Consider the following 17,706-nt stretch of genomic DNA (forward strand, 5'->3'; position numbering starts at 1 on the left):
GGTTAAAATTAATGCAACCGAACAACTGGATTTCCTATTGGACTATTTGATTGATGAAAGGGGAGAAGCTATTGACATTCCCGATGATTTTCAGGACAAAAGAAATTTGCTCAGGGCATTGATGAATGTACGGATTCCTTTGGAAATTTCTGATGAGTTCTTAAGGGTTCAGGATGAATTCTTAACCGCAGAAACTTCAGGAAAGGTTTTGACTTCTCCGGAAGACATTACTGAGGCTAAAGGAAGGATGATGCTGTGGCAGGGCGACATCACAACACTAAAGGTTGATGGAATCGTCAATGCTGCAAATTCGAAATTGCTTGGATGCTTTATTCCGCAGCACAACTGCATTGACAATGTCATTCACTCATCTGCTGGTGTTCAGCTTAGGGATGAGTGCAACGAGATCATGCAAATGCAAGGCCATGACGAGGCGGTTGGAAAAGCAAAAATCACAGGCGCCTACAATTTGCCTTCAAAATATGTCATTCACACTGTAGGGCCGCAAATCCCATATGGTTCACAGCCGACAGACAGGGACTGTGAAGACCTGAAAAACTGTTATCTGTCATGTCTGGAGATTGCAAGCGAAAATGAACTGAAATCACTTGCGTTCTGCTGCATTTCAACAGGAGTGTTTAACTTTCCACAGGACCTGGCGGCTGAAATTGCAATAGGTAGTGTTACAGAATATTTAAAATCAAATGAAACAACATTGAAACATGTAATTTTCAATGTATTTACTGATGAGGATTATTTAATATATAAGGAGTATTTCAATGGATAAATTTACATTAAGATTGGATAAGGCCAAAAAGGCCATTGATGAGGCTGATTACATAATAATAGGTGCCGGTGCGGGGCTGTCTACTGCCGCCGGAATCGACTACACCGGTGAGAGGTTTGAAAAATATTTCAAGGATTTCATTGAGGAATACGGATTTACAGACATGTATTCATCTGGATTTTATCCCTTCGAGTCTCAGGAAGAAAAATGGGCCTACTGGGCTAGGCATGTTTTTGCAAACCGTTATGATGTGGGAAAAACAAGCGTTTACCAGAAATTATTGAAATTGGTTGAGGATAAGGAGTATTTTGTCCTTACAACCAATGTTGAACATCAGTTTTGGATTAATGGATTCGATGATGAAAGGATATTTGCAACCCAGGGCGATTACGGATTGCTTCAATGTGAAAAGGCATGCCATGACAGATTATATCCGAACAAAGAACAGGTTTTTGAATGGGTGGAAAAAACAGAGAACTTTAGAATTCCATCTGATCTTGTTCCTAAATGCCCGGTTTGCGGAGGGAATATGGATTTGAATCTAAGAAAGGACAGTTATTTTGTTGAAGATGCTAAATGGCATGAAATGAATAAGAATTATTACGATTTCCTAGACAATATCGACGGAAAATTCGTATTTTTGGAAATTGGCGTTGGATTCAATACTCCTGGAATCATCCGCTATCCCTTTGAGCAGATGACATACGGCAATTCAGATGCAACACTTATAAGATTGAATCTTGATTATCCTCAGGCAATTCCGGAAAATAAGGACAAGACAATAAGCTTTGATGAAAACGTTGAGGAAATTCTGGATTACTGGCTTTCAAGAATTTAGATTGGTGATTTCATCTTTTAAGAAATGGTAAATTGATTCTGAGCCAATAAGTTCGCCCGGGTCGTCCCATTCGGACGGGTACAAGATGAACGGCTTTGTCTGATTTCCTCCCAATCCTCCGTGGGATCCTATCAGTTCTTCAAATGCACATACTTCATCGCTTTCGCTGTCATAGAAGCTGTTGACCAGAATGTCGGGCATGTTGTTGAATGAATTTTGCCTTTTAAGATGCATTGCGGCATTTTTGCCGAAGTCTTCAAGTGGATTTTCGCCGACGATTTCATCGCTGTCAAGATAATAGATTCCATTTTCGCCAATTATCATTCCTCCATTCGCTATCGAATCGACCAGAATGAAGCCTATTCCAGAATGCTTTACAAGGCCTGGAATCAAATCGGGAAAGAGCATTACGATTTCTTCATAGTTCAGGCGCTGCTTCCATTGGGTCAGATATATCAGTCCCATATTGCCAGAACCCAACACAATCAGTTCTGAGTCCTTTTCCTTTTTTGTGCTTTGCTGTGAGGTTTCATAGCCTTTGATGTAGTCAAGGCTATTAGTATATCTGTCTCTCAGATTTAGATATTGCTCATTTTCAAATATTATGGCAGGTTTTCTCTTTTCAACGCCTTCCCTTATGTTTTGCAGGGATTCCCAATCCAAAATGTCTTCCCGAATGTCTCCCATCTTTTCCTTGAAGTTTCTTAACTGTTTGTTTTCAGGAATTATTGCATCCCTGAAGTGGTCTATGTTATATTCAGTTTTAAACATTCTCAAATCATCCGGAAGGAGCCCGCGCACATAATTTCCCAGGGTCATTCCATATCTTTGCTTGAATGTGGCTCCTTTGGACTGACCATGGTCAGAAAGGACAACAAGCTTATAATCCCGGTCGCTCATCTCGATTGCTGAGGTAAGCTTTGCAAATTGCTGGTCTATTTTTTTTAGGGCAATCCACACGTCCCTATCCTCAACTCCTGAGTGATGGGCTATTTCATCATAACCCATGAATGTTGCATATGCGCTGTCAATGTTTCCGGTCAGTATTTCACTTGTCAGAACATCAGTTGTGACTTCCCTTAGGACCACATTAGCCCCTGCCCTCACTGCTGCATATACGATTGTTCTTCTGAGTCGTGGCTTTATGTTTTTCACATTATGAATCAATTGGGAGGTCAGTTCAAGAATAATGTCCCATAAGAATAGAATAAATAGCCTTTGAAAATTATATGCATCCAGAAACACGGCATTCAATGTTTTGCTGTATATGTTTGCCAATCCGTTCAACTTTGAGGATGTAAGTGTTGGAATTTCACTGTCCCCTGAGAACATGTTTGCGATGCTTATGCCATTTACCAGAAGGCCTTCGCCATTGCTTATCTTATTTTCAATTTGAGGGGTATCACTCAATTTTCCTGAAACGATAATTCTGTTGTCATTTTCCTTTTCAACCCATCTGTAGGCTACAATGTCCGTATTGTTTCCATGAAGTATTCCTGCCTGGCTCGCCCCAGTCTGTGATGATAAATCGGTTTCCCATTCCTTCAGAGTGTGTGTATTTTCGCCAATCCATCTTTCAATGTTTGGCATTATTCCCTTGTCAATGGCCTTTTTCAGGGTGTTTATGGAAAGGCCATCTATTTCGACCATAATCAGTCCGGGATATATTTTCTTGTATGGTGTCTTTTGCTTGACTGCATACTTGAGAATGCTTTTGATGTAGCTGTCGTAATAGTTGGTGTTTGTTATGTTTGTAACGAAGGTTGTGAATATCGCCATCACGATAGGAACCTGCAGTACGCCATATATTCCTGCGGAAAGTCCTGGAATGAAAAGGGAAGCGATATAAAAGATTATCGAGTTTATGAAGAGTGATCCGATTCCAAAGGTAAAGATGATTATCTTCATCAGAAAACGCCTGAATATGGGCCACAGCAGCGAATTTGCAATAGCAACGACTATGACTATAAGGACTGCATTGTACCATGGGCCGATTGTAAAGTCTGTACTTATGTAGTCTACCACATACACTGCCGCAATGTTTGCAATAACATACAACAAGGTTGTTATTATGGTTCTCAGTGATGAAATTAATCTGTTCTTTATCATTCTATCGGAATTTTTCGCCTATTATTGCTTTTAAGGGTTATTATTGTGATTTCAGGTTTGCAGTTTATGCGTATTCTAAATGAATTTGTACCCAGGCCCTTGCTTGTATACTGAACCATGTCATTGACCTTATAAAGCCCGACAGGATATCTTGTGGAGTTGGGGCCTCTAAATGGGGTTGTTTTAAATTTTGGAATGATGAACTGCCCTCCGTGGGAATGTCCTGAAATCTGCAAATCGATTTTGCCGGTTTGTGAGGATTCAAGGGCAAAGTCCGGCTCATGTGCAAGCAGGATTGTCGGGTAATCGTCTTCAAGCTTTGCCAATACCTTATCCAAATTGTCGGCACAAACAGTACAGGAGTCAACACCGGCCAAATTGATTTTGTCGTCACCTCTTTTCAGCACTACATTGTCATTGCTCAAATCATGAATGTCTGCACTTTTAAAGATTCTTCTGACCTTGTCTGCATCCATCCAATGGTCATGATTTCCCAAAATGCCGAATTTGCCGTCTTCGGCTTTCAGCTTTTTGAGGGATTTTTCCAATGCATCATCGTAGCTTTCGATATTGTATGAAAAGTAATCTCCGGTCAGGACTATCAAATCATAATTCAATGTATTAACATAGTCGACCAGGTCATCGAGATACTCCGGATTGATCCATTGGCCCAGATGGATATCAGATATGTTTAAAATCCTGTAGTTTTGAAAATTCCATCCTATTTTATCCAATGCGATATCAACTTCAACCAGATCGATGTTTTTTGGATTAAACTCCTTGTCCGGCAATGTTTGGTTCATCGCATCCTGAATTCCTTGTCTAATTTTCATGGCTTGGGGTCTTTCTATATCTTCATCCTTCATTAATTATTAATTAATTCTGAAACTATTTATAATTTTAAAAACATAGATAATTAAGTGATTATTATGCTTCAAATTGCAGTTTGTGGAAAACCAAATGTAGGAAAATCATCCTTTTTCAATTCAGCAACAGCATCAGGAGTGGAAATGGCAAACTATCCATTCACAACAATCGATGCAAACAAGGCTGTTGCTCATGTAATTAAGGATTGCCCGTGTAAGGAATTGGGCGTCACATGCAATCCTCACAACTCAATATGCATTGATGGGAAAAGATTGCTTCCGATTGAAATGATAGATGTTGCGGGACTTGTTCCTGGAGCACACGAAGGAAAAGGATTAGGTAACAAGTTTTTAGATGAATTGATGCAGGCTAAGGTATTTATCAATGTAATTGATGCTTCAGGCTCAACCGACCTTGAAGGAAATCCTGTTGATGCAGGAAGCCATGACCCCTTGGACGATTTGGAATTTCTGGAAAATGAAATCGTCATGTGGATGTATGGAATACTGTCCAAGAACTGGGTGAGGCTTATAAGAAAGGTTGGTGCGGAGCATCTTGACATCTCAAAGGTTCTCTATGACCAGTTGTCAGGTACAGGAATAGCCATTGAAGACATTATTGAGGCTAAAAGGACAGTAGAACCTGATTACAACAAATGGGAAGAGGAGGATTTGATTGAGCTTACACGCAATATCCTGCATATTGCAAAGCCGATGATGATTATTGCAAACAAGGCGGACTTGCCTACATCTGCTGAAAACATCAAAAGAATCAAGGAAAAGTATCCGAACGTGATTCCAACTTCAGCAGGCTCAGAATTGGCATTGGTTAAAGCTGCAGAAAGCGGACTGATCAGCTACATGTCCGGTGATGACCATTTTGAAATCCTGAAGCCGGAAGAGCTGTCAGAAGCCCAACGAAAAGGTTTGGAGTATATTCAATCCAACATCCTGGATGTCTATGGAAGCACAGGAGTTCAGGATGCGCTGAATTATGCGATATTTGAACTTCTTGACAGGATTGTCGTATATCCGGTTCAGGATGAAAACAAATACACTGACCAGAAGGGTAATGTATTGCCTGACGGATTCCTTGTCCCTAAAGGCTCAACACCTAAGCAGCTGGCCTACATTGTCCACACAGATATAGGGGACAAGTTCATGCATGCGGTTGATGCGAAATCCAAAATGCGCGTGGCCAGTGATTATGAGCTGAAAGATGGCGACATCATAAGTATAGTGACAAGAGGATAATATTCCTCTTCTTTTTTTCTTTATATTAGTGTTTTAGAATTCACTATTTTACTGTAATTCTATTTAAAATTAATTATTTTTTTAAATCAATATTGATTTATTCGTATAAAATTGTTTCGGTTATGTAGAGTATTGTTTTCATTAAAATAAGAAAATTATATATATTAAAAAGTTAATATTGTTATTTAACATCATTTGATGTTAGGTTGCCAAAGGGCAAACCATCAGATACTTGTTGAATGGGGATGTGTCAAAATTTGTTAACCAAATTTATCCTTATTCAATCTTTAATGCTATTTTTATCTTAATATAGATTAAACTGATTCATATGGTGAAATTAACGAATAATTTAACTTCGGATGAATTTAAACAATATTATTTTTTAAAGGAGGAACTGAAGGACTTCTGCAGGTCTGAAGGGTTGAAAGTAAGCGGATCCAAACAGGAATTGGAAAACAGGATAATCCATTATTTATCAACTGGTGAAGAGTTAAATGAACCCGTTATGAGGCAAAATTCTAACACTCCTTTGTCTGAAATAACTCTTGATTCAAGATTGGGCGAAAATTTCAAATGCAGCGAGGATAAAAGAGCATTTTTTGAAAAGGAAATAGGCAAGGGGTTCAAGTTCAAGGTTCGGTTCCAAAAATGGCTTAAAGCGAATCCCGACAAGACATACAGGGATGCAGTTGACGCATACCATGAGATTCAAGGCTCTAACCAAAAAACGGAAATCGGCAAGCAATTCCAATACAATCAGTATATCAGGGATTTCTTTGAGGATAATGAAGGCAAATCTTTAGATGATGCAATCAGATGCTGGAAGCATAAGAAGTCTCTTAAAGGCCATAATAGGTATGAAAAAAGCGATTTAGAGGTGTTATAATGAAAAAGGTTAAAATTACGGTCATGAGAAAGGTCAGGCACGATGATTTAATTGAAAAATATGAAAATCCACTGGAACATGAATGCGATGTGGATGAAGGTCAGGTATTCATTGCAAACGGATGGGTTAAGCCCGATAATTTCTGTGACAGTGCATGGGAAAGCCTTTCACCATTTGTAATGGCATTGGCAAATGGAGCCAGCAATTTCTATGACGGTTGGATGAAAAACAAAAAGTCTGCAATGATATCATGCAATGATGGATTTCGGCCTGTAAGCTTTCTTCTGGAAACTATGGAAGAGGATGCAGACTAGCCTCACTGGGATATAATGAACGAATTTTCATCTAAATTTTATGATTTTTTTAAAAAAGAGATAATATTCTTCACATCTTTAATTTTAGCTATAATCTCTTGCTTTTTTATCAGACCTAGTCTTAATTATTTAAATTATATTAATTGGGATACAATCGTACTGCTGTTTTTTATAATGCTGATTGTTGAGATTCTAAAGAATCTGTCAATTTTTGAGATTCTGGTTCGAAGATTATTGGTTAAGGTTAAAAACACAAGGGGACTTGTCTTGTTTTTGGTTTTCACATGCTTTTTCAGTTCAATATTCATAACCAATGATGTTTCTTTGATAATATTTGTGCCATTTGCCATATTGGCCTTAAAGAAAGTCGATAGGCTTGATTTAATTGTTTTTACAGTTTCCATGCAGACCATTGCGGCAAATGTAGGGTGTATGGTGCTTCCTATCGGGGCGCCCCACAATATCGTGATGTATACGGTATCCAAAATTCCATTTGAATCGTTTTTCCTCTTGCTCCTGCCTTATGTTATTGTATCAGCAGTATTTTTATTGATATTGTCGTTATTTGTGCCAAATGATAAAATAACTTTGCCAAAATTGAGTGAAGTCGAATTCAATCGGGAAAATTTCTTCAAAAGAGTTTTTAAGGGCATCGACTATTACCTGCTTTTGACATTCATTGCATTATTTGTCTTGATTGGCAATTTGGAAAACGTCCCATTTTTCAATGCGCTTTTCAGCAGATGGATCAGTGGCAATGAGGTTTTAATAGGTATTGTTTCATCACAGGTGATTTCCAATGTTCCAGCAGCAATGTTGTTGAGCGGTTTCAGCAGCAATTACGAAGCTATCATTATTGGAATCAATATCGGAGGATTTGGAACCCTGATTGCATCTATGGCTAATCTCATTTCATATAAGATTCTTGTTCGTGAGCATGGAGAATTCAAAATCAGGTATTTTATTATTTTCACAGTATTGAATGTTGTTCTGCTGATTATTCTGTTAGGATTGTATATCCTAGGATGATGCACGGATTTTTCAAGGAGCAAAATCATTCCACAGCAAAATCAGGGGTGTTTTTCTTTTGATGTGAATACCAGCTTGCATTTTCAATCAGGCACTGTTCCGCAAGATAGATTATCTCCTCTTCATTTTCCTCTTTTGTCTGTTTAATCTTATGTTCCACCTTTTGATACAGCCAGTACATTCTCAGATGCTCTTCAACTTTGCTTGACAGGGACATCTTTCCATAGTAGTTTGAAAGGAATATTGTAATTGCAGTGGCGGTTCCAACTCCAATCTTTAATCCTGCACGAACCCAATGTGCAGTTTCCACATCAAAAGGGGCGTAAAGTATCATTGAAATTTCAAAAATCAATGCTATTACATAGAATAAGATGGTTGCAATCAGTGAAATTCTTTCATAAAATTCATTTTTTTCAAGTTGTTCCAATGCTCTTTTATGGGCGCCGTCATGGTATTTCATTTGGTCTCTAATCCAGCAGTCTAAAATCGATTCTTTTTTATTTGTTTCTGTTGCGGGTAATTTTGAGAGAACCTTCTTAACTAAAGGAATGCGTATTTCAGTAAACCATGGTAGGATATCAAGGGCTTTCTTTTCAATCCCTGCTTTTGATAGAAAATATTGAATGCGGAGTGCTTCTGCAAGAACTCGATATTCCAAGTATTTTTCATGAGTTTTTTCTTCGCTAGGCTGTCTGTAAACAAGATATAACAGTATTATTAATGCTGTCACAACGAAAATGAGCCAATGCTGTTCAGCGGCTTCATAAAGAAGAAAGAAAAATACAATCGATGGTGCAATAACGGATATGTTGCGAATTTTTTCATGATGTTTTTCTGCATATTTCAAGCTTAATGCATCTGCCTGTCCGTATAATGTGTCGATTTCAATTAGTGTGGGGTCAGTGATGTCCTCTTCAATATGGTATATTTCCTCACACTCGTCTCTTTCTTCATCAAATTCCCTTTTGTAAATCATAAGTCTCTTTTGTTATTCCTTTTCAACTAAATCAGCAACTTTGTTTGCAATGAAAACGCAGCAATCAACACAAGGGGATTTGTCTTCACCGTTATTTGTTATCTTGCCACACATTACAGTGCCGTATTCATCTTTGAATGTGTTGAAAATCTCTTTGGCGTTGTCCTTGATTGTTGGTATGTCGTCATTGAGAAGACCATTCGCCATCAGTGCGCCGGTTACCGCACCGCAGGTTCCCTCATCGAATGTTCCACCCATTCCGCCGGCAAAACCACAAGCCAATTTTTTCATGTCTCCCTGTGAAATCGGATAATCTGCAGTTTCGCACAGTCCCATCAATGTTGATTCTGAACAGCTTAGGAATGTTCTGTAGTCCCTGATTTTTTCTTCCAATATTTCCTTGTCAAGTTTCATAATGCAATCTCCATGAATCTGTTAATTAATTATATTAATTAAGAATTTTATATAATTATTTGTTAAAAAAATTGTGAGTTGATAAAAATTATACATCCAAGACCAAGTCCAATTGCGGCAACTCTTTACACATTGAGAGATATGAACGTTGATGTTATTGTCATGCATGGGCCTACCGGCTGTTGCTTTAGAACAGCAAGGCTTTTAGAAGGTGATGGAGTCCGTGTTGTAACTACCGGAATGTCTGAAAATGATTTTATTTTAGGCGCCGGTGAAAAACTAGTTGATACACTGACTGAAGCATATGATGCATTCAAGCCTAAACTGATGGGCATTGCAGGAACCTGTGCAAGCATGATTATTGGTGAGGATTTAAAGGAAGCCATTGCAACTGCAGACTTGCCATGCACTGTCATTCCTGTCGAATCCCATGGAGGATCAGGTGAAGGCGATAACACTGTTGGGGCAATCATGGCGTTGGATGCTGCCGTTGAAGCGGGTGTAATACCACGTGAAGAGTCAGATAGGCAAATCGAAATGCTTGAAAAGGCAACTGAAGTTGAAAAGACTAGGGGAATGGCACAAGGAAAATATATTAAACCTAACTTTGGTGATTCAAAGGAATCTATAGCAAAAACTGTTGTTAAGGCTCTAAAAGATAATAAAAAAGTCGCTTTTGTTCTTAATGTTAAAAAGGAAACCTCCTATCTGTTTGCAGACATTATCAATTTTGATTACGAAAAAATAAATCCCGACAACAAGCCGATTTTTGTAGCAAATCTCGATGAAAACATCGGACTTCCAAGAATCAGGCAGCATGCGGTTAATATTAAAAATCAGCTTGATAATGAACCTGATTTCATAACAGGGGGTCTTGATGAGTATCCGATAACAGCCGATAAGGCTGCTGAATTCCTGAAGGATAAGGATTTGGACATGATTGTCGTATTCGGGGTTCCTCATGCATTTCCGATTGAGGATTTTGAAATAGAATCCGTTGCAGTGACTGATGGGCCTCGTTTGGTCGAGCCTTTAAGGGAATTGGGATACACTCATGTTGTTGCAGAGCTCGATGCACACTCAAAAACTCTTGGAACTGATGAGATAGTATTTTCAGACTTTGGCGGAATGATCAGGTCAGCTATTGGGTGGTTGGACGAATGATAACTATTATCGATTATAAAAGCGGAAATTTGAAAAGCATTTCCAACGGATTTAAGAAAATAGGTGCCGAATATCAGATTACTGACGATAAGGAGATAATTGCTGACAGTGACTATCTGGTGTTGCCTGGCGTTGGAGCATTTGGAAGTGCAATGGAGAATTTAGAACCATTTAAGGATGTTATTTATGAGCATGTTGAGGCAGACAAGCCATTTTTAGGAATATGTCTTGGCCAACAGGTATTGATGGGCTCAAGTGAAGAGTCTCCGGGCGTTGAAGGTCTGAATTTGTTTAAAGGACATGTTGAAAAATTGCCTGAAGGCGTCAAAATACCTCACATGGGTTGGAATAAGTTAAAAGTCACTAATGACTCTCCAATACTTGAGGGTATTGATGGAGAGTATTTCTATTTTGTTCATTCTTATCATGTAATTCCCGATGATGATGAAATCATTGCGGGAACTTGTGATTATGGAAACAGTGTTGTAGCAAGCTTAAGTCAAAATAATCTGTTTTCAACACAGTTCCATCCGGAAAAAAGCAGCAAAGCAGGATTGAAAATCTTAAAAAATTTCACTAACTTGGAGATATAAACTATGGATATTGAAGGATTTGTAAGGGCTAGAATTGATGATTACTCATATGATGAATTGGCGGATATTTTAGCGGTACGCATAAGGGAATATAAAAACATTTCAGAAGACAATTCAGTTGAAATGGCAAAAGCGGTGATTGATGAGGTTTCAACCACCTTGAAACTGAATGAAAGCGATGATGAATTTTTAAAGGAAATCGTTGACATCAATGCGTCAGACGTGCTGATGGGCGAGATGGGAGTAGGTTCCCGTGGAGCAGGAGACTTTTTTGTCCACAGAAAAATCGCAGAAATAGTAGCATCCACAGACACAGCTTCACTTGTAAATCCATCAGAACAGGACGATGGGGGAGTAGTTAAAGCTCCGGTTGCAAATGATGAAGTATATATTACAACAGCAGTCGACGGAATCCACTCAAGATTAAGTGAATATCCATTCTTAGGTGGTTTTCATGTTACAAGGGCTACTTTAAGGGATGTCTGTGTTATGGGAGCTGATCCTGTGGCTATCCTAAGCGACGTCCACCTTGCAGATGATGGTGATGTTGCAAAGATTTTTGACTTTACTGCAGGTGTTGCAGCTGTTTCAGAGCTTGTTGACGTTCCGATTGTTGCTGGCTCCACATTGCGTGTCGGCGGAGACATGGTTTTGGGTGACAGATTTGTTTCAGCCGTTGGAAGTGTCGGAGTTTCACCATATCCTCCAACCGCAAGAAAAGGCGCAACCGAAGGAGACAAAATTCTTTTGACTGAAGGTTCAGGAGGCGGAACAATAACAACTACCGCTTTATACAATGGTTTCTTTGATGTGGTGTGGGATACAATGAACGTTAACTTCGTTCAGGCTTCACATGCGCTTTTCGAATCAGACCTCGTGAAGGATGTCCATGCGATGACTGACGTGACAAACGGTGGCCTTAGAGGTGACGCTCATGAGATTTCCAATACGACAGGTGTTGGTCTTGAGTTTTATGAAAAGGAAATCAGAGACATGGTGGCTCCTAATGTTTTAAATATGCTTGAGACATTGAACATTGACCCATTGGGCGTTTCAACCGATTCACTGATGCTCATTGTGCCTCCGGAAATTGTCGGCGATATCAAAAAGGCAGTCGGCAAATATGATGTTGCAATATCCGAAATCGGTGAGGTAAACAATTCCGGCGAACCGATTCTAATCAAGGAAGACGGTTCAAATGAAAAGCTGGTCCCATTGTTCAGGGAAGCGGCATATACTAAAATCAAAAAACTGGTTGGTGATACAACCCCTGAAGACTTTGAAGAAATGAAGGAGAAAGTTCAAAAGGCTTCAGATGCCGCAATAGCTAAAAAGGATAAGGTAATTGAATATGTAAGGGGAAATTAATCTCCTTTTTCTATTTTTTTTCAGTGATGTGATTTTACACAAAGGCACACCTGCACACTTCAAAATTTTTTATAAATTTCAACATCCAATAATAGGTCATGTTGGATAACAAGGGATCTTTTTATATAATCGATGCAATTCTTGCAATATTTTTGCTTATAATGGTATTTTTGGTTGTTAATGCGGCAATATCCATGCCTACAGCTGATTATTCGTACCAAAGTAAGGATATTCGAACTGCACAGGATGTAATGGAACTGTTGAGCGGCAAAATAGATTTTCATGACCAAAGTTTTCTGGGAAAAATTTCGAATATTCTGGAAGAAGATGAAAATTCAAAGGAATCCATAAGGGAGGTTTCAAAGATTTCCAAAAGCAAGCTGAATTCGTATAACATTAAAAATTATCAGTTTAGAGAGAACAATGTTTTGAAAGGTAAAGTTTTAGCATCTAATGGAGACTATAGCAAAGCAGACAATGTTAATGTGGCGGCACGGACATATGGCGAGTATTCATATACATTGTCAGTATGGTAATTATTGAACCTCTCCGGCTTAAAGAAGCCGGAGAATTCTTGCACAATAAAGTTAAATAGTATAAAAATTATATAATTAATTGTTATCTTATTTTGTCCTGCCCTGGTGGTGTAGTTTGGATAACACATGGGACTGCGGATCCCATTCCCCGGGTTCAAATCCCGGCCAGGGCACTTATAATTTCCGTGATTATTATGTTAAATGCTAATACTTATGTTACTTCCCAAAAAGGAATTGGGGGAACGATTAGAAACCGATATGAAGATTTTTATGTTGAAGAAATTCCTGAAGTCATTCCAACCGGTGAAGGTCCGAATATCTACATTTGGATTGAAAAGCTGGGAAGAACCACTTTAGACGTTGTTTTGGATATTTCAAGGGATTTGCACATCTCAAGAAAAAGAATGGGATTTGCTGGAATGAAAGACAAGAAGGCATTGACCCGTCAGTGGATTTGCATTGCCAATATGGATTCTGAAGAGCAGATGCAACAGGTAAAGGACTTGGACATTTACAAGACTGATTTTTTAAAGGTTGTAAGAGGTCGCAAAAAGCTTAGAATGGGTCAGCTTAAAGGAAACAAGTTTAAAATATTGATTAAGGATTTGGATGATATACAAAAATCCGCCGACATTGCAAATGAGGTTCTAAAAGAGCTTGAAGCCAAAGGGGTTCCCAATTACTTCGGATGGCAGAGATTCGGAAAGCCTAGAACAAACACCCATTTGGTTGGAGAGGCATTGATTGAAAATGACCTCAAAAAGGCCGTTGACAGATATATAGGGGGTCCGTCCGAAGAGGAGCATGAGGAAAACCAGATGGCAAGGCAGGCCTATGATGATGGAAACCTTGAAGAGTCCCTGGAACTGATGGGCAAGGGAATGAGATATGAAAAGATGATGATAAGAGAGTTGATTAAGGACTCCAAAAAAGGTGAATTAATCGACAAGTCTTATAAGAATGCATTATATGCACTTCCAAAGCCTCTTCAGAGAATGTTTGTTCATGCTTATCAATCATACTTATTTAACGAAGCTGTAAGTAACCGTGTAGCTATGGGAATTGATAAATACATTGAAGGAGATATTATCATTGACACAGAAGAGCATATTGTCTATGATAAGACTCCTGAGGAGTACCAGGAATTAATGGATAACTTTGAGGTAAATCCTACCTGTCCATTATACGGTACCAAGGTTCCATATGCGGGTGGCGCTGTTGGAGAAATGGAAGAGAATGTTTTAAAAGGATATGGGCTTACTAAGGAGGATTTTGAAGTTCCAAAAATGCCTCGCTTAGGAAGTCATGGTTTAAGGCGTTCCATGAGATTCCAGGTTTGGGATGCATCAGCAAAGGCAACTGATGATGGGGTCTTATGTGAATTCTCAATTAATAAAGGCTCATATGCTACTGCAGTTTTAAGAGAAATCATGAAAATAGATGTAGTTTAGGTGAAAATATGGTAATATGTCCAGATTGCGGAAAAGAAATAGATCACGGAAAATTTTGCCCAAATTGTGGTGCACTTCTTCCGGAAGTCGAAAATGTTGAAAATAATAATGTTGATGAACCTGTTGTTGACGAGGGTGCTGTTGATGTTATTGAAGTTGGAGAACCTGTTGACGAAGAGGTAATTGAGGTTAATACAGTTGATAGTGAAACCGAGCAGGAACCTAATGCGGGAAGTTCAAAAAAATCAAAGTTTTGCTCTAATTGCGGCTGTGAAGTTGAAGTAGGGACCGCTTTTTGTCCGCAATGTGGTTTTAACTTGCGTCAAAATGAACAGCCACAAACAAAATTCTGTCAGTCCTGCGGTGAAAAGATTAACATTAATGCTGAAATATGTCCTCATTGCGGTGTTAGAGTTGCGGGCATATCTCCAAGTCAGGAAAAAAGTGTTGCTCTTGCAGCAATATTAAGTTTCTTATTCCCTGGTTTAGGCCATTTATATAACGGATTGACCAAAAAAGGAGTAAGTTTTATAATTGCTTATATCGTTTCTGCAGTTCTTATTTTCCTCCTTATAGGTTTTGTTTTGATGATCCTTGTTTGGATTTGGGCATTGTTTGATTCTATTAAAACCACTGAAGCCATTAACAGGGGCGAAAATGTTGAAGACAGCTTATTCTAATTGGAATTGATATGATGATTGGATGTAGAAATATTGCAAAAGGAAAGGGTAAGGGTGAACTGATAGTTTCATCAGAGCCCATTAGCTTTTTGGGTGGAGTAAATCCCGATAACGGCGAAATAATCGACCCAAATCATGAATTGAAAGGTGAAATAATTAAGGATAAGGTTCTTTTTATTCCTGGTGGAAAGGGTTCCACAGTTGGTTCTTATGTAATCTTTCAGATGATGAAGAACAATACTGCTCCGAAAGCTATAATATGTTTGAATGCAGAGCCAATCATAGCTACAGGAGCCATAATGTCTGATATTCCAATGGTTGACTCACCGGAGGATACTAAAGATTTGACAACCGGAACTTTGGTTGAAGTCGATGGGGATAATGGAACAATAGAAATATTATGATGTGATAATATGCAAACTCTAATTGAGAATGTAAACGTTGTAAATCCGTTTGAAGAGGTAAAAACTCATCAAAATGTTTTGATTGAAAATAATCTGATAAAGGAAATTTCATCATCAGGAATTAAGGCAGACCATGTTGTTGATGGTGAAGACAATTATCTGATGGCAGGTTTCATAGACTGCCATACACATATTTTCGCAAAGGGATTTCATAAAGAGGAAAATATGGCAAATCCATTAGGCATTCATTTCTATAATGCCGTGCCTCATGCATTGCAGACAATCAATGCCGGTGTTACAACAATTAGGGATTGCGGGTCTGCAGATTTAAGCTTTAAGCTAGCACAACAGAGAAAACTGTTCACTGCTCCAAAAATACACCTGTCAATAACTCCTCTGGTAATGACTGGAGGACACTTTGACTTGTTACTGCCTTCAGGTTGGGACATGGAGATTATATATCCCGGCTTTCCGAAGGGAAGATGTGATGGTGTGGAGGAAGTCCTGAAAAAGACTCGGGAAGTTAGAAGAGCAGGTGCAGATTTCATAAAGGTAATGGCAAGTGGGGGAGTATTGACAACAAACACTTCACCGGAATTCCCACAATTCAATAAAAAAGAACTCAAAACAATCGTTAATGAAGCCAAATCAAGTAACATGAAAGTATCGGCCCATTGCCATAGTCTAAAAGGTATGAATAATTGTATTGATGCAGGTTTTTCATCAATTGAACATGGAACATTCATTGACAGGAAAACCTCTCAAAAGATGGTTGAAAAGAATGTCAGTCTTGTTGCAACGCTGCTGGTTCACCAGTTTTTAGCCAAAAACGGCTTTCCGGCATGGGACAGCTATGCAGCCGAAAAGACAGCCAAGTTAAAGGAAATAGTCAAGGTTCACAAGGAAAACATATCCGTTGCTTATGAAGAGGGTGTGAACATTTTAATGGGAACTGACAGCGGAGTAATTCCTCATGGACATAACCTTGAAGAGCTCGTCCATTTGACTGATATTGGAATGTCATCCGATGAGGCAATTGCTGCAGGAACAGTCAATGCGGCTGAATTTTTAGGATTTGACAATTTGGGACTAGTCAAAGAAAATTATACTGCAGATCTGATTTTGGTCAATTCAAATCCACTGGATGACGTAAGCGTTTTAAGCAACAATGATAACATCTTAAAAGTTATCCAGGATGGATTTGTGGTAAAATGAAATTAATGATTGATGCTGATAAGTGTATTGCATGTGGACAGTGCAAATCCGTTTGCATTAGGGACAATATTGAAATTGATGAAGTGGCTTTTGAAACCGGCAGCAACTGTTTTGAATGTGGGCACTGCATGGCGATATGCCCTGCAGAGGCAATAACCCTTAAGATATTCAAGGGCCGCGAAAGCAGGATTGTCGAGTATAATCCCAATGAGATTCCTGTTGATTATGATGATTTATTGACTTTTTTAAAGCAGAGAAGATCTATGCGCTGGTTTAAAAAGAAAAAAATAGATAAGGATACCTTTAATAAGCTGATTGAAGGGGCATACTATTCACCTTCTGCACAAAACCAGCAGGATGTTGAATTTGTAGTTTTGGATAAAAGATTAAATGATTTCATGAAACATGTCTATGACATTATTAAGGTTGAAGAGGAAGAATTTTTTAGAATTAAAGAATTTGGAGATTATTTGAGGGATAATTCAACTAAGGAATATCATCCGCTCCTGTGGTCAGGCCATCAGCTAATCTTGACATTTGCATCTGACAAAACAAGTGCAGTAATAGCAAACACCCGTATGGAACTATTGGCATACTCATTGGGACTTGGAGGATTCTACTCACTGTTTATCCTGAAGGCTGATGAGATTGACCATGAAAAACTAATGGAATTTTTCCCCGAAATCGATAAAAACAAGCATATGTATTCCGCTTTCATAATTGGATATCCTAAAAAGAGATTCCGACGAACAATTCCTCATAAGGAAATTAAAGTTAAGTATATGTAACTTATTTTGTAGTTTAGTTTAACCTAAACTTTAT

The 17,706-nt window shown here is 38.6% G+C and carries 19 protein-coding genes and 1 tRNA gene; 16 read left to right on the forward strand and 4 right to left on the reverse strand.

Translation table 11 applies throughout. The annotated features are described in order from the left end of the window. The first annotated feature begins 46 nt into the window (after nt 1–46). Together ACJMML_RS05930 and ACJMML_RS05935 are read left to right on the forward strand one after the other, a co-directional pair. On the forward strand, nt 47–787 hold the full coding sequence (locus ACJMML_RS05930; RefSeq protein WP_405306433.1) for a protein-ADP-ribose hydrolase: 741 nt from the start codon (nt 47–49) through the stop codon (nt 785–787). Continuing rightward, nucleotides 780–1,625 carry an SIR2 family NAD-dependent protein deacylase gene (locus ACJMML_RS05935; protein ID WP_405306434.1) on the forward strand — a complete coding sequence of 282 codons (846 nt, stop codon included), beginning with the start codon at nt 780–782 and terminating at the stop codon, nt 1,623–1,625. Before ACJMML_RS05930 ends, ACJMML_RS05935 begins: the two co-directional genes overlap by 8 nt. Here ACJMML_RS05935 and ACJMML_RS05940 read toward each other — a convergent pair. Both ACJMML_RS05940 and ACJMML_RS05945 read right to left on the reverse strand, forming a co-directional pair. Then, entirely contained in the window at nt 1,614–3,734 is a 2,121-nt protein-coding gene (locus ACJMML_RS05940; RefSeq protein ID WP_405306435.1) for an alkaline phosphatase family protein, read from the reverse strand. The genes ACJMML_RS05935 and ACJMML_RS05940 overlap by 12 nt on opposite strands. Beyond that, nucleotides 3,731–4,600 carry a metallophosphoesterase gene (locus ACJMML_RS05945; RefSeq protein ID WP_405306436.1) on the reverse strand — a complete coding sequence of 290 codons (870 nt, stop codon included), beginning with the start codon at nt 4,598–4,600 and terminating at the stop codon, nt 3,731–3,733. Before ACJMML_RS05945 ends, ACJMML_RS05940 begins: the two co-directional genes overlap by 4 nt. 63 nt (nt 4,601–4,663) lie before the next feature. On the opposite strand from ACJMML_RS05945, the gene ACJMML_RS05950 reads away from it, so the two are divergent. The 4 genes from ACJMML_RS05950 (at nt 4,664) to ACJMML_RS05965 (ending at nt 8,083) form a co-directional block, all read left to right on the forward strand. Beyond that, nucleotides 4,664–5,854, forward strand: coding sequence for a redox-regulated ATPase YchF (locus ACJMML_RS05950; protein ID WP_405306437.1), 1,191 nt, complete (start codon nt 4,664–4,666; stop codon nt 5,852–5,854). Nucleotides 5,855–6,182: 328 nt separating this feature from the next. Next, entirely contained in the window at nt 6,183–6,740 is a 558-nt protein-coding gene (locus ACJMML_RS05955; protein WP_405306438.1) for a DUF6434 domain-containing protein, read from the forward strand. Next, a complete protein-coding gene (locus tag ACJMML_RS05960) occupies nt 6,740–7,054 on the forward strand; it encodes a TIGR04076 family protein (protein WP_405306439.1) in 315 nt (104 codons plus the stop codon). The genes ACJMML_RS05955 and ACJMML_RS05960 overlap by 1 nt, the downstream gene beginning before the upstream one ends. Before the next feature lie 15 nt (nt 7,055–7,069). Next, on the forward strand, nt 7,070–8,083 hold the full coding sequence (locus tag ACJMML_RS05965; protein ID WP_405306440.1) for an SLC13 family permease: 1,014 nt from the start codon (nt 7,070–7,072) through the stop codon (nt 8,081–8,083). A 25-nt stretch (nt 8,084–8,108) separates the two neighbouring features. Here the strand turns inward: ACJMML_RS05965 and ACJMML_RS05970 are convergent, their stop codons facing one another. Continuing rightward, nucleotides 8,109–9,059: a hypothetical protein gene (locus ACJMML_RS05970; protein WP_405306441.1), complete on the reverse strand. Its 951-nt coding sequence runs from the start codon at nt 9,057–9,059 to the stop codon at nt 8,109–8,111. 12 nt (nt 9,060–9,071) lie between these two features. After that, complete coding sequence (locus ACJMML_RS05975; RefSeq protein ID WP_405306442.1) at nt 9,072–9,473, reverse strand: C-GCAxxG-C-C family protein; 402 nt, start codon at nt 9,471–9,473, stop codon at nt 9,072–9,074. Between the two features lie 90 nt (nt 9,474–9,563). On the opposite strand from ACJMML_RS05975, the gene cfbD reads away from it, so the two are divergent. The 10 genes from cfbD (at nt 9,564) to ACJMML_RS06025 (ending at nt 17,672) form a co-directional block, all read left to right on the forward strand. After that, nucleotides 9,564–10,637, forward strand: a complete 1,074-nt coding sequence (gene cfbD, locus ACJMML_RS05980) for a Ni-sirohydrochlorin a,c-diamide reductive cyclase catalytic subunit (protein WP_405306464.1) — start codon at nt 9,564–9,566, stop codon at nt 10,635–10,637. After that, on the forward strand, nt 10,634–11,230 hold the full coding sequence (hisH, locus tag ACJMML_RS05985; protein WP_405306443.1) for an imidazole glycerol phosphate synthase subunit HisH: 597 nt from the start codon (nt 10,634–10,636) through the stop codon (nt 11,228–11,230). The genes cfbD and hisH overlap by 4 nt, the downstream gene beginning before the upstream one ends. A gap of 3 nt (nt 11,231–11,233) precedes the next feature. After that, nucleotides 11,234–12,598 carry an AIR synthase-related protein gene (locus ACJMML_RS05990; protein WP_405306444.1) on the forward strand — a complete coding sequence of 455 codons (1,365 nt, stop codon included), beginning with the start codon at nt 11,234–11,236 and terminating at the stop codon, nt 12,596–12,598. A 98-nt stretch (nt 12,599–12,696) separates the two neighbouring features. After that, nucleotides 12,697–13,134 (forward strand): hypothetical protein, encoded by a 438-nt coding sequence (locus ACJMML_RS05995; protein ID WP_405306445.1) that lies wholly within the window; start codon nt 12,697–12,699, stop codon nt 13,132–13,134. Between the two features lie 99 nt (nt 13,135–13,233). After that, a tRNA-Arg gene (locus ACJMML_RS06000) sits at nt 13,234–13,307 on the forward strand. 21 nt (nt 13,308–13,328) lie between these two features. Beyond that, complete coding sequence (truD, locus tag ACJMML_RS06005; RefSeq protein ID WP_405306446.1) at nt 13,329–14,585, forward strand: tRNA pseudouridine(13) synthase TruD; 1,257 nt, start codon at nt 13,329–13,331, stop codon at nt 14,583–14,585. A gap of 8 nt (nt 14,586–14,593) precedes the next feature. Next, a complete protein-coding gene (locus ACJMML_RS06010) occupies nt 14,594–15,265 on the forward strand; it encodes a zinc-ribbon domain-containing protein (protein ID WP_405306447.1) in 672 nt (223 codons plus the stop codon). A 14-nt stretch (nt 15,266–15,279) separates the two neighbouring features. Beyond that, nucleotides 15,280–15,669, forward strand: a complete 390-nt coding sequence (locus tag ACJMML_RS06015) for a DUF126 domain-containing protein (RefSeq protein ID WP_405306465.1) — start codon at nt 15,280–15,282, stop codon at nt 15,667–15,669. Between the two features lie 9 nt (nt 15,670–15,678). Beyond that, nucleotides 15,679–16,884, forward strand: coding sequence for an amidohydrolase family protein (locus ACJMML_RS06020; protein WP_405306448.1), 1,206 nt, complete (start codon nt 15,679–15,681; stop codon nt 16,882–16,884). Continuing rightward, nucleotides 16,881–17,672, forward strand: a complete 792-nt coding sequence (locus tag ACJMML_RS06025) for a nitroreductase family protein (RefSeq protein ID WP_405306449.1) — start codon at nt 16,881–16,883, stop codon at nt 17,670–17,672. The genes ACJMML_RS06020 and ACJMML_RS06025 overlap by 4 nt, the downstream gene beginning before the upstream one ends. The last annotated feature ends 34 nt before the right edge of the window (nt 17,673–17,706 follow it).

Origin of the sequence: Methanobrevibacter sp. (assembly GCF_045130115.1) — an archaeon.
GTDB lineage: Archaea > Methanobacteriota > Methanobacteria > Methanobacteriales > Methanobacteriaceae > Methanocatella.